Below are 13,298 nucleotides of genomic sequence, written 5' to 3' on the forward strand. Positions count from 1 at the left end.
CACTTTTTGGAGACCATTTTATGACCATCGCAGCAAAGCCCGCATCCATCACCGCTGAAGCGGTTGCCATTCTGGACCGTCTCGGTGTGGACAAGGCTGCCTATACCGGCGGCGATCTCAAGTCGTTTTCCCCCATCACCGGCGAGCAAGTTGCAAGTCTGAAAAGCGTTTCGGCATCGGAGGCAACAGCAATCATTGACCGCGCCGATGTGGCCTTTCGTGAATGGCGGCTGACGCCTGCGCCAAAGCGCGGCGAGTTGGTACGCCTGTTTGGCGAGGAACTGCGCGCCGCCAAGGCGGATCTTGGCCGTCTTGTGTCCATCGAAGCGGGCAAGATTCCGTCCGAAGGCTTGGGCGAAGTGCAGGAAATGATCGACATTTGCGATTTCGCAGTTGGCCTTTCCCGCCAGCTTTACGGCCTGACCATAGCTACTGAGCGCCCCGGACACCGCATGATGGAAACCTGGCATCCGCTGGGCGTGATTGGCGTCATCTCTGCCTTCAACTTTCCCGTGGCCGTTTGGGCGTGGAATACGGCGCTGGCATTGGTGTGCGGCAATAGCGTTGTGTGGAAACCGTCTGAAAAGACGCCCCTGACGGCGCTGGCGGCTCAGGCCGTGATGAACCGCGCCATCAAGCGTTTTGGTGATGCGCCAGAAGCGCTGACACAGGTGTTGATTGGCGACCGCATGATTGGCGAAGTGCTGGTGGACCATGCCAAGGTGGCATTGGTTTCTGCCACAGGTTCCACCCGCATGGGCCGCGAGGTTGGACCACGTCTTGCCAAGCGTTTTGCCCGCGCGATTCTGGAACTGGGCGGCAACAATGGCGGCATCGTTTGCCCCTCTGCCGATCTTGATATGGCACTGCGCGCCATTGCCTTTGGTGCCATGGGCACAGCTGGTCAGCGCTGCACCACGCTGCGCCGTCTTTTTGTGCATGACAGCGTTTATGATCAGCTCTTGCCGCGTTTGAAAAAGGCCTATGCCAGCGTTTCCGTTGGCAATCCTTTGGAAGGCAAAGCGCTGGTTGGTCCGCTGATCGACAAAATAGCGTTTGATGCCATGCAAAAGGCGCTGAGTGAAGCCAAGACCCATGGTGGCACCGTGCATGGTGGTGAGCGGGTGGATACAGGCAGCGCTGACGCCTATTACGTCAAACCGGCGCTGGTCGAAATGCCTGACCACACAGGCCCGGTTTTGGAAGAAACCTTTGCGCCCATTCTGTACGTGTTGAAATACAGCGATTTCGACGCTGTTCTGGCTGATCACAATGCGGTTGGGGCTGGTCTCTCCTCCTCCATCTTCACGCTGAATATGCGTGAGGCTGAGCGCTTCCTCTCAGCAGATGGCTCGGATTGCGGTATCGCCAATGTTAACATCGGCACATCCGGTGCGGAAATTGGCGGTGCCTTTGGCGGCGAAAAGGAAACCGGTGGCGGTCGTGAATCCGGCTCCGATGCCTGGAAGGCCTATATGCGTCGCGCCACCAACACGGTGAACTATTCCACCTCCCTGCCGCTGGCGCAGGGCGTGTCCTTTGATATCGAATAAGGCAAAAGAGCCATGACCATCACGGTAAAAGTGGAAGAGGCGGGTTTTCGGCCCGCCTCACGGATCGCCTCTGTTGGTGTGTCCAAGATCCTGCAAATTGGGGCCAAGGCCGCTTTGATGAAGCGCGAAGGCCTGCCGGTGATTATCCTCGGCGCTGGCGAGCCCGATTTCGACACGCCAGACCACATCAAACAGGCGGCGAAAGCCGCTATCGATGCCGGTGAAACCAAATATACCGCGCTGGATGGCTCGCCTGCGTTGAAACAGGCAATCTCTGCCAAATTTGCCCGCGAAAACGGCGTGGATTACGCTGTGGATGAAATCACCGTTGGCACGGGCGCAAAGCAGATCCTGTTCAACGCCTTCATGGCCACCATTGATGCAGGCGATGAGGTGATCATCCCCACGCCCTATTGGACCTCCTATTCCGATATTGTCGAAGTGTGCGGCGGCACATCGGTTCTGGTGCCCTGCTCTGCCGAGGCTGGCTTTCGTCTTCAGGCCGAACAGCTCGAAAAAGCGATCACGTCGAAAACTCGCTGGGTGCTGCTGAATTCTCCCTCCAATCCATCGGGTGCCGCCTATAGCGCCGCCGATTATCAGCCGTTGATTGAGGTGTTGTTGCGCCATCCGCATGTCTGGCTGATGGTGGATGATATGTATGAGCATATCATCTATGACGGCTTTGATTTCGTCACCCCGGCAGCATTGGAACCACGCCTGAAAAGCCGCACACTCACCATCAATGGTGTGTCGAAAGCCTATGCCATGACCGGCTGGCGCATTGGTTATGCCGGTGGCCCGAAGGCACTCATCAAAGCCATGGCGGTTATTCAAAGTCAGGCAACGTCCTGCCCCTGTTCTGTCAGCCAAGCGGCAGCGATTACGGCTTTGAACGGCCCTCAGGACTTTTTGAAGGACAGGCAAGAGAGCTTCAAGCGCCGCCGTGATCTGGTGGTAAGCCGCCTGAATGCCATTACCGGCCTCGATTGCCGCACGCCAGAAGGAGCGTTCTACACTTTTTCCGGCTGTGCAGGTGTGTTGAACAAGGTGACGCCCAAGGGCAAAACCTTGCTGAGCGATGCAGATTTTACCGATTATCTGCTGGAAGAGGCGCATGTTGCCGTGGTTCCCGGCTCGGCATTTGGTCTTTCGCCCTTCTTTCGCATTTCCTATGCCACTTCCGAGGCGGAACTGATACAGGCATTGGACCGCATTGAAAAAGCCTGTGCGGACCTGAAATAACAGACTGTTGCACCATGATCCCACGCCTTGAACGCCGTCAATCCTTGGTAGAGCCCTCGATCCGGTTCTTTGATCGCCTGATCGAGGCAGGTTTTCAGGGCGATCTTGAGCGCAAGACATCAACGCGCACCGTCTATGCCACCGATAATTCCATCTATCAGGTGGAGCCGCAGGCCGTGGTTTTTCCGCGTCATGCGGGCGACATGCAAATTCTGGCCCGAATTTTATCCGAGCCGGAATTTCAAAACATTGTCATTGCGCCGCGCGGCGGCGGCACAGGCACCAATGGCCAATCACTGACCGATGGCGTGGTGGTCGATTGCTCGCGCCATATGAACCGTATTCTGGACATAGATCCGGTGCGGCGGGTGGCAAAGGTTGAAGCGGGTGTGGTCAAGGATCAGCTCAATCGCGCCTTAAAGCCGCACGGGCTGTTTTTTGCGCCTGAACTTTCCACCTCCAACCGCGCCACAATTGGCGGCATGGTCTCCACTGACGCTTGCGGGCAAGGCTCTTGCCTCTATGGCAAGACCTCCAATCATGTGCTGGGGCTGCGTGTGGTGCTGATGGATGGCAGTGATTTTTGGTCACGCCCCTTAAGCCCTGCCGCCCTCGAAGAGACCATGCAGCGCAAGGACCGGATCGGCGATATTCACCGCGTGGTGGACCGGATTACCCGGGAAAAGCAAGAGCGTATCGGGCAGGTTTTTCCCAATCTCAATCGCTATATGACCGGCTATGATCTGGCCCATGTGCAGCGCGACAATGACATGTTTGATCTCAACGCCATTTTGTGCGGATCCGAAGGCACACTGGCGCTGATTGCCGAGGCGGAATTGAACCTGCTGCCGCTGCCTGCCGAAGTCGCACTGATCAACATCCGCTACAATGACTTCAATGCAGCACTTGAAGATGCCCGCAATCTCACCACCCTCAAAGTCGCCTCCGTTGAGACGGTGGATGAGAAAGTGCTTGGCCTTGCCAAAGGCGATATCGTCTGGACGGCGATCAATGCGTTTTTTCCCGATGATGCCGGCAAAGCCGCCAATGGCATCAACATTGTTGAGGTGCTGGCTGAGACAAAGGCGGATCTGGAGCAAAAGCTGGACGCGGTGATTGCCGCCCTTGATACCGTTGCAAATCCAAACCGCCTTGGTCTGACGGTGGCGCGCGGCCATAAGGATGCGGAAGCCATCTGGACCATGCGCAAACGCGCCGTTGGCCTTCTGGGCAATGTCGACGGCCCGGTCAGGCCCGTGGCCTTTGTGGAAGATACGGCCGTGCCACCGGAAAATCTGGCCGCCTATATCCGCGAATTTCGTGCTCTTCTCGATAAGGCTGGCGTGGCCTATGGCATGTTCGGCCACGTCGATGCAGGTGTTTTGCATGTGCGTCCAGCGCTTGATCTGGCAAGGCCAGACCATGTGCCGCTGGTGCGAGAGATCAGCGATGCGGTGGTGGCACTGACGCGCAAATATGGCGGTGTGCTGTGGGGCGAGCACGGCAAGGGTGTGCGCTCGGAATATGTGCCCGAATTTTTCGGTGATCTCTACCCTTGCCTGCAAGAGATCAAGCACGCTTTTGATCCGAACAATCGCCTCAACCCCGGCAAGATTGCCAGTCCAAGTGACAAGCCGCTGCTCAAGATCGATGCCGTTCCTCTCAGAGGTGACGCGGATCGGGTGATTGGCAACGACATCCGCGCTGCCTTTGACAACGCGCCCTATTGCAACGGCAATGGTGCCTGTTTCGACTTTGATGAAACAAGCCCCATGTGTCCTTCTTATAAGGCAAGCCGTGACCGTCGCCTCTCGCCCAAGGGCCGGGCATCCTTGATGCGCGAATGGCTGAGGCTCCTAGCCGAGAGAGGAGTGGACCCGCGCCGTGAGAGACGAAAGCAAAGCGGCTTTACAGTGGTGCGCCGCGTCCTGAACACCTTGAACCCGAGAAACCGCACGGATTTTTCCCACGAGGTCAAGGTAGCCATGGATAGCTGTCTGTCTTGCAAGGCCTGTGCGGGGCAATGTCCGGTCAAGGTCAGCGTTCCGGCCTTTCGCTCGAAATTTCTCGATGTCTATCATGGGCGCTATCTGCGCCCGTTGAAAGATCCGCTGGTGGCTTCGATTGAAAGCCTTTTACCGTTAATGGCAAAATTCAGCCCGCTTTATAATCTGACGGTAGAGACAACAGCAGGCAAGGCAATGATGCGGCTGGTGGGGCTGACGGCCCTGCCCCGTCTTGCCGATCATTCGCTTGAAAACCACGCTCGGCGTCTCAATGTTCCGATTGCCGATGTGGCGTCTTTGGCAAGGCTGACACCGGAGCAAAGAAAGGCCATCGTTGTCTTTGTGGTCGATGCCTTTACCGCCTATTTTGATCCTGCGGTTGCGGTTGCCGCCATCAGCCTTGCTTGCAAGATTGGTTTGAAGCCAATGCTGGCCCCCCATATCAATGGCAAGGCACTGCATGTCCATGGCTATTCTGCACGCTTTGAAAAAGCAGCCCGAAAAACCGGAGCCTATCTGCAAAGCCTTGCCGATCTTGGTATTCCGCTGGTTGGGCTTGATCCGTCCATGACAATCACGTTTCGCAGCGAATACAAGGCGCTGAGTGGAAATCCGCTCAAAACCACAATTGCCTTGCCGCAGGAATGGCTGGTGAGCGCCGCATTGCCGAACATTGCCGATGCACCCGAGGGCGGTAAGCTAACCCTGATGGTTCACTGCACGGAACGCTCCAATGCGGCAGCTTCCCTTGGTCAGTGGAAGGTGGTGTTCAAGGCATTTGGGCTGACGCTGGACATTGCCGATACCGGCTGCTGCGGCATGGCGGGCACATTTGGCCATGAGACCCGCAATCGGCCTATGGCGGAGCAGCTTTACGCCATGAGCTGGGCGGATATTGTCAAGCGTCAAGGGCTTACGGACATTTTGATGGTCACCGGCTATTCCTGCCGTTCGCAGGTCAAAATCATGAATGGTCGTCGCCTGCCGCATCCGCTTCAGGTTCTAGACCAGCTTTTGACAGCTACTCATCAAAAAGAGCAGAACATCTCCTCTAGTCATCCTCGGGTTTGACCCGAGGATGACGCAGAAGTGCGAGGATAGGTTTGTCAGTCGTCTGAGGGCAGCGTATGACGCTGCCCTCATCTCGTTTGATCGGTTTGCCGCTCAGACGGCTTCTTTCAGCCGTAGCGCTTCGGGATTATAGGCGCGGCCAAAGCGGTTGTTCAGCACATCATCAAGGGTAATTTCTTCCTGTCGCACGAAGCCCTTTTGCGGAAGCTTGCCGTCTGCCAGAAGATCGAGAACCGTCGCGATGCCTGCTGCTGTGGTAATCTGGATGGCGCTCATCTTCTTGCCTGCCACAACACCAGCATAGACTTTGTTGGCATAGGTTTCCTGCAAGTAACGCCCGTCTTTCCAACCACAGACGGTGACAAAAATCACCACCACATCCTGCATGGTGGCAGGAAGCGCATTTTCAAACAGATCTTTCAGCACATCGCGGCGGTTCTTGAGGTTGAGATCATTCAACAGCGCCTTGATGATGGCTTGATGGCCGGGATAGCGGATGGTGCGGTAATTCATGGTTCGCACCTTACCGTCCAGTGTCTTGGCCAGTGTGCCAAGCCCGCCTGAGGTGTTGAAAGCCTCATAGGTCACGCCATCCAGCGAGAATTCTTCACGCTCTTCCATGGCCGGAACGGTGATCAACTTGCCTTCGACAATGGCTTCGCAAGGCTCGATATATTCATTGATCAGACCGTCTGTGCTCCAGGTGAGGTTATAGTTCAGCGCGTTAGACGGATATTGCGGCAGAGCGCCGACGCGCATACGGACGCTGTCCAGGCTGTCGAAATGCTTTGCCAGATCATTGGCAACAATTGAAATGAAGCCCGGTGCCAAGCCGCATTGCGGAATGAAGGCGACATCCGCACCTTTTGCCAATTGCTCAACCTTTTTGGTCGTCGCGACATCTTCGGTCAGATCAAGATAATGCACGCCTGCGGACTTTGCGGCTTCGGCGATCAGACCTGTCAGGTTGAAGGGAGCGGCAGAGAGAACAGCAAATTTGCCCGAGAGCGTTTTGACCAGTTGAGCCTGATCGGCAATGTCGAGCTGGGAGGTGGAAATTGCTGGATGCTTGTCGACCTTGGCAAGCTGCTCGGCACTGCGATCTGTCACCGTGACCTTGTAATCGCCAGTATCGGCCAGCATAAGCGCAATAGCACCGCCAATCTTGCCTGCGCCAATAACGATAATGTCCTTCATGATATTCCCCTTTAAATGCTTTTCTGACCACCATTTTGCGCCGTCTGACTGTTGATTCACAGTGTTGAAGTGAGCATAATAAAGGGCAATTTTCGACAATATGCCGATCAAAATAGACAAAGTGACACACCATGCTGAATGACAAGGACCGTGAACTGCTGGCCCTTCTGAGCGAAAACAGCCGGATGCCGGTGGCAACGCTCGCCAAGAAGCTTGGCCTGTCGCGCACCACTGTGCAGGCACGGATTGAGCGGCTGGAGGCGCAAGGCGTGATTGCCGGTTATGGCGTGCGGCTGTCAGATCGCTATGCCTCGTCACTAATCCGCGCTCATATTCTAATCACCATCGCGCCAAAGGCGCTTTCACAAGTGGTGGGTGCGCTTGAGCGGCTGAAACCCGTCACCGCGCTGCACTCGGTCAGCGGCAATTTTGATCTGATTGCCCTTCTCGCGGCCCCATCAATTACCGAGCTAGATCAAACCATTGACGAAATCGGCACCATTGATGGGGTGGAGAGAACCTTGTCATCGATTATCCTGTCGACACGGATTTCCAGATAAAAAAGCGCCAGCATTGCTGCCAGCGCTTCAGTTTTTGTCGGTTGCAAAAGAGATCAGAAGTACCGTACTTCCTCGGCTTCCACGCTAAGCGGGTCTTTGCCACGCTTGGTCAGCCAAGAATAGACCGGCGGAACGCGGTCAGCAATCGATTCCACATGGATATCAATCAGGCATGGCCCGTCTTTATAGGCAAAAGCTTCTGCCAGAGCCGCATCCAGTTCTTTGGCATTCTTGGCTGTCCATGCTTTGACATCAAAGGCTTCGGCGATTGCCTGACCTTTTGGCGGCATAAAATCCACGCCAAAGCACTGGTTATGACCTTTCAGCCGGTGCAAACCTTTGATCCAGCCAAACGTGCCGTTGTTGAACAGCAGCAGAATGGCTGGAACCTGAAGCCGCACCAGCGTTTCCAGCTCACCAACGCTCATGCCAAATGAGCCATCGCCAAACATGCCAATAGGGCGGCGTTGCTTGTCGGCAAACCATGCACCAACCGTCGCAGGCAAGGCGGAACCAAGACCACCAAAAGCACGCGGAATGGCAAAGCGCGTGCTCCGGTCTTTAAGCTTCAAAAAGCGCGTCATATGCGGTGTCGGCGTTCCCGCATCAGAATAGATATGGGCGGGCTTGCCATAGGCTTCCAAGGCTTCGTTAAAGCAACGCACCGCACGCTCTGGACGCAGCGGCGTGGCATCAGAATTAAGCAGCGCTTCCGCATTTTCCCAAAAACGGCCACGCAAGTCATTGAGTTCATCGACCCAGGATTGCGTGCGGCTGGCATCATTATTGGCTGGAGCCATAGCGATCAATTGCTCCAGCACCAGTCGTGCATCGCCTTGAACCGACACCACATTCTCGTAATTGTTGGCCATGATTTCGGGATCGATATCAATTTGCGCCACGCGCTTGTTCAGCGTGATTTTTGGGAATGTCCAGCCGATGGTGACGACACTTCCCATGCGCGAGCCAACAAAGAGAACGAAATCGGCGTGTTCCAGTGCCCAATTGGCGTGGGGGTGGAAGCCGTTATCGCCAATCACCCCCACCGCAAGACGGTGGTCATCTGGCATGGTGCCCTGTCCGGTCATGGTGGTGCAAACCGGAATGTTGAGCTTTTCCGCAAGGGCTGTAACCTCCGGACCTGCGCAGGAGCGATTTACGCCGCCGCCAGACACGATCAATGGCTTCTTGGACGAGGTCAGCAGCGCAAGGACATTTTCCAGCTTTCCGGGTGCCGGAAGGGTTGGATAGGCCGGGAATTGTTGGCATTCGGTTTCGACATGCAGCGAAACACGGGCGGGATCGACCTCGGCCAGCAGCATGTCTTCCGGGATTTGCAAATGTACAGCACCCGGCTTGCCGGAGCAGGCGACGCGGAAGGCGCGGCGGATGATTTCGGGCAGCTTTTCCGGGCTCTTTACCTGCACGGACATTTTGGTAATCGGCTCGAACAGGCGGGCGCAATCGAGTTCTGTTAACACACCACGGCCTTCTCCCGGCAGCGGAATGTCAATTGTCAGCAAGATCACCGGAACCGAAGAGGAGTTTGATTCCGCCACTGGCGGCAGGGAATACATGGCACCTGCACCCGACGGGCACTCGAACACGCCCGGCTTGCTGGTGAAACGGCCATAGGCATCGGCCATATAGCCAGCGGATCGCTCATCGCGGGCCATGACATGCCGGATTTTTCCCTCACGCTCCTGCAATGCTTCGTAAAAGGGAACATTGGTATCGCCTGGAACGCCGAAAATGACTTCGACGCCATAGCCTATAAGCATTTCGACAAGTATGTCTGCACCGCGCACGGCAATCTCCTGAGTTAAATGATACGGGTATGTCACATGCAGTGACGATGAGTTCGGCAGCACTTCTGATGTTCGGACAGGGTGAAACCTCTCACCCGGGTCCGCCATCCAAAACGATCAGAAGCGCTGCGGTGAAAAGGGTTTGAGATCACGCTCTGGCGGTTTGCCGCTGACAAGATCGGCGGCCAGCCGCCCGCTGATAGGACCGCTGGCAAAGCCCACATGCCCGTGACCGAAGGCATAGATCACCTGCTCACAGCGCGATGCCTTGCCGATGACGGGCAGACCATCAGGCGTCGAGGGGCGGTGCCCCATCCATCGATCAACGGCAATCTCACCAGCCTGTGGCAGACCGGAGTAGGTTTTGCGCGCGTGATCGAGTAGAATATCGACCCGCTTCCAGTTGGGCGGCGTATCCACGGTGGCCAGTTCCACCTGTCCGGATAGGCGAAGGCCTTGTACCGTGGGCGTGTTGGCCATTTTACCATCGCTTGGCATAACAGGATGCGCAGGTCCGCTCACCGGTGCGCTGATCACACCGTGATAGCCGCGCTCAGACTCCAAAGGAATCCGATCTCCGACCATCCGCGCAAGCGCCTTCGACCAGACACCGGCTGTGATGACTGTCCGATCACAGGCAATATCACCCCTGTCTGTTTTCACGGCCTGAAGATTGCCGCCTTGCATGGAAAAACCTGTTGCCTTGGCTTTGATGACCCGGGCACCCCGCGCCACCGCTTCTGCAACAAGGCTGGCCACATAATGGCTGGGATCAATGCAATGCGCGCCAGCTTCCGCGAGAATGCCGAAACGATAATGGCTGGAAAGCGCTGGTTCACGATTTTTGATGCCGAGTTCATCCAGCTCCTGCCAGCGAAGGCCGGTTAGCTGACGTAAATGCCAGGCAAGCTTTTCCCTCTCAAAAGCGGAACGGTCCGGGTAAGCGTAAAGAAGGCCTTCGCGCCGAATAAGCTCTGGTTGCTCAATGCTCTGAGCGAGCGCAATATGTCGCTCCGGGCTGTCTTTCAGCAAAGTGGACAGAGCTTTTGCTGTTCGCTCAACCTTTGCCAAAGTGGAGCCAGCCATTAAAAAGCGGGTCAGCCATGGCAAAAGCTTGAAAATATGCTGCCAGCGGATCACCAGCGGGCCGTCAGGATTGAGCAAATAGCCCGGGACCTGTTTCCAGAGACCGGGTGTTGACATGGGCACCACGGAGGCCGGGCTGATCCAGCATCCATGCCCATAGCTTGCGGCCTGTCTTCCGCCCGGCTCGCCCGCCTCGATAATTGTGACCTCATGGCCGTCACGCAGCAATTCCAGAGCGGTGCAGGCTCCAACAATTCCAGCGCCAATGACAATAACTTTCATTTTCGGCCCCTTATAAAGTGCCATTTCATTCTTGAAGCAAGGCAAGCCTTCACCTTCGCGCTTTCCAAAGAAAGAACGGAGCAGAGAGCAAACCGGGGTTCGTATCACTGGGAGACGGACGAGATCGTCGCGCCCCTGAGCGCATCGGACCGAAAATCGGAATCGTCACGATGCTCTCAGTTTTTTTCCGCATCGGATTTAACTGAAAACCGGTTCCCACGTTTCAGCCGATGCTTTCGTTTGTCGTGTCAGGTCAAAGCACCATGAAAATGAGCAAGAAAGGCCTGCGTGGCTGGCTCTTTCGGGCTGCCAATCACTTGCCGCGCCTCGCCCTCCTCCACCACGCTTCCGTCACGCATGAAGATAACCCGGTCGGCCACATCTCGGGCAAAGGCCATTTCATGCGTGACCAAAAGCATGGTCATGCCTTCTGCGGCCAGTGAGCGGATTACCGAGAGAACCTCTCCAACCAGTTCCGGGTCGAGCGCGGATGTTGCCTCATCAAACAGCATGACTTCAGGCTTCATGGCCAGGGCTCGCGCAATGGCAACACGCTGCTTCTGTCCCCCAGAAAGGCTTTCAGGATGCGCGGTTGCCTTGTCGGCAAGGCCCACTTTGGCCAGTAAATCATGCGCCAGCGCTTTTGCCTCCGCCTTTGGCATCTTGAGAACAGTCACCGGCCCTTCCATCACATTTTGCTCAACACTCATGTGGGGGAACAGGTTGAAGCTCTGGAAAACCATGCCGGTGCGAGCGCGAAAGGCTGCCAGCGCCTTATCGCCGGGCAGACTTTTTGCAGTGGAAAAGTCAATGGTCTGGCTTCCAACCCGGATCACACCCTTTTCCGGCGTGGTCAGCAGGTTCACGCTGCGCAACAGGGTTGACTTGCCCGAGCCGCTGGGGCCAATCAGCGCGACGACATCGCCTCTTTTCACGTTCAGCGTAATATCCTTCAGCACCATCAAGTTCCCGAAGGACTTTTGGACACCAATCAGTTCAATCATGACATCAGTGGTCATATCCATACCTTTCACCTGCCTCAGTGGCTTTTGCGCGCTTCAAGCCGATGAGCGAAGCGCGTGAGGGGGAAGAGAAGAATAAAATAGATCACCGCGATCATCGTGTAGGTTTCCAGCGGCCGATAGCTTGCCGAAGTGATCAACTGCCCCTGGTAAAGCAGATCAGGAACCGCCAGAACTGATAGCAAAGAGGTGTTCTTCAATTGCAAAACGGTCTGGTTCATCAGCGGGGGAATCATTCTGCGAAAAGCCTGTGGCAAGATGATCCGTGCCATCAACTGGTGACGTTGCATTCCCAGCGCGCGGCCCGCATCCCACTGTCCGAGATCAACGGATATGATGCCGCCACGAATGATTTCGCCAAAAAAGGAGCCGCCATAGAGCGTCAGGGTGACAAATGCCGCCGTTCCTGCTGACATTTCGATCCCTGTCAACATCGGGAGCGCGTAATAACACCAGACCAATTGCACCAGAACAGGCGTACAACGGAAGATTTCCGTAAAGCCGATAATGACAGAACCGAGGAAGCGGATGGTGGACAGCCGCGCCAGCGCAATCACGCACCCAAGCACAAGACCCGAAAGGGCCGTGCCGATCGTAAAGCCAATGGTGTAAAGAACGCCCGTCCAGATCAGGCTTTTATATTGGATAAGGAACCCGAAGTCCCATTGATACTGCATCTTTGAACCCCTTTTATAATTTGGTGTCTGACATCAAGCGGCTGTCTGGCTGGAATACAGCCACTTGCCGAGCGTCAGAATATCGAAGACAGGAAGCCCGAAGCGTTGCGAAATGAGCGATGAGAATGGCGGCAGGTTGGTGCATTCAAAAACCAGCGCCCCGACATCAGGATGCTGCTGAATCAGCGTTTTGACGGTCAGCACCATTTCATCGGCCATCGCAGATGCATCGTAGGGCGTTCCTCCTTCGATCAGTCCATGAAAGGCACCACCTTTTGGCAGCCCCTCAATGGGTGGAATGTCGCAGACACCGACCTCTTCGAAATGCCGATGGGTGAGAGAGGCGCGATCATAGGTGATAACGCCCACTCTTTTGCCCTTTGGCAACATCGCGGAAACAGACGGAATCTGCAAAAGGCTGGATGTGGCGACAGGCACGGGCAGCCTTACTGAGAGCTGTGATTGACGCTGGGCCAGAAAGCCGCAGGATGTTGTCAGCGCACAAGCACCTTCCGTCACCAGCTCAAGTCCTGCCGCAACAAAAGCCTCCAGCAAATCCTCATCCTGCCCTGAGACCACCTTATGCGCTGACGCACCCGCTACCCGCTTGAAAAGCACGGGAAACGGCCAGCTTCCAGCATTGCCGACGTCTCCGACCGGACGCTCGAAAGCCGTATCAAGCATCATGATGCCGAGAGGTCTTTTCATGTTTTCACCATTTATACCAAGGCTCGACGATGCGAACGCAACCGGGCTTCTGCCCGGATACGGTGCGGCGGCCTACGGAAAAA

10 protein-coding genes are annotated in these 13,298 nt (G+C 55.9%); 4 read left to right on the top strand and 6 right to left on the bottom strand.

Translation table 11 applies throughout. The features are described from left to right. Window positions 1–20: 20 nt before the first annotated feature. From amaB to ydiJ, 3 genes are read left to right on the top strand one after another with little or no spacing between them, the layout of a single operon-like run. A complete protein-coding gene (amaB, locus tag BJF95_RS04730) occupies window positions 21–1,553 on the top strand; it encodes an L-piperidine-6-carboxylate dehydrogenase (RefSeq protein WP_075638309.1) in 1,533 nt (510 codons plus the stop codon). A gap of 12 nt (window positions 1,554–1,565) precedes the next feature. Further along, window positions 1,566–2,798: a pyridoxal phosphate-dependent aminotransferase gene (locus BJF95_RS04735; RefSeq protein ID WP_075638310.1), complete on the top strand. Its 1,233-nt coding sequence runs from the start codon at window positions 1,566–1,568 to the stop codon at window positions 2,796–2,798. Window positions 2,799–2,812: 14 nt separating this feature from the next. After that, window positions 2,813–5,875 (top strand): D-2-hydroxyglutarate dehydrogenase YdiJ, encoded by a 3,063-nt coding sequence (gene ydiJ / locus BJF95_RS04740; RefSeq protein ID WP_075638311.1) that lies wholly within the window; start codon window positions 2,813–2,815, stop codon window positions 5,873–5,875. 93 nt (window positions 5,876–5,968) lie between these two features. Here ydiJ and BJF95_RS04745 read toward each other — a convergent pair whose 3' ends face one another. Next, entirely contained in the window at window positions 5,969–7,072 is a 1,104-nt protein-coding gene (locus BJF95_RS04745; protein WP_075638312.1) for a saccharopine dehydrogenase family protein, read from the bottom strand. 131 nt (window positions 7,073–7,203) lie between these two features. Between BJF95_RS04745 and BJF95_RS04750 the strand changes: the two genes are divergently transcribed. After that, on the top strand, window positions 7,204–7,632 hold the full coding sequence (locus BJF95_RS04750) for an Lrp/AsnC family transcriptional regulator (protein ID WP_075638313.1): 429 nt from the start codon (window positions 7,204–7,206) through the stop codon (window positions 7,630–7,632). 53 nt (window positions 7,633–7,685) lie between these two features. Here BJF95_RS04750 and BJF95_RS04755 read toward each other — a convergent pair whose 3' ends face one another. From BJF95_RS04755 to BJF95_RS04775, 5 genes are all read right to left on the bottom strand, one after another. Beyond that, window positions 7,686–9,440: a thiamine pyrophosphate-binding protein gene (locus BJF95_RS04755; RefSeq protein WP_075638314.1), complete on the bottom strand. Its 1,755-nt coding sequence runs from the start codon at window positions 9,438–9,440 to the stop codon at window positions 7,686–7,688. Between the two features lie 117 nt (window positions 9,441–9,557). Beyond that, entirely contained in the window at window positions 9,558–10,808 is a 1,251-nt protein-coding gene (locus BJF95_RS04760; protein ID WP_075638392.1) for an NAD(P)/FAD-dependent oxidoreductase, read from the bottom strand. A 248-nt stretch (window positions 10,809–11,056) separates the two neighbouring features. Beyond that, entirely contained in the window at window positions 11,057–11,827 is a 771-nt protein-coding gene (locus BJF95_RS04765) for an amino acid ABC transporter ATP-binding protein (RefSeq protein ID WP_075638393.1), read from the bottom strand. 20 nt (window positions 11,828–11,847) lie between these two features. Further along, window positions 11,848–12,507 carry an amino acid ABC transporter permease gene (locus BJF95_RS04770; protein WP_075638315.1) on the bottom strand — a complete coding sequence of 220 codons (660 nt, stop codon included), beginning with the start codon at window positions 12,505–12,507 and terminating at the stop codon, window positions 11,848–11,850. A gap of 33 nt (window positions 12,508–12,540) precedes the next feature. Continuing rightward, window positions 12,541–13,215, bottom strand: coding sequence for an aspartate/glutamate racemase family protein (locus tag BJF95_RS04775; protein WP_075638316.1), 675 nt, complete (start codon window positions 13,213–13,215; stop codon window positions 12,541–12,543). Window positions 13,216–13,298 lie beyond the last annotated feature (83 nt).

This window comes from Rhizobium oryziradicis (assembly GCF_001939045.1).
Taxonomy (GTDB): domain Bacteria; phylum Pseudomonadota; class Alphaproteobacteria; order Rhizobiales; family Rhizobiaceae; genus Allorhizobium; species Allorhizobium oryziradicis.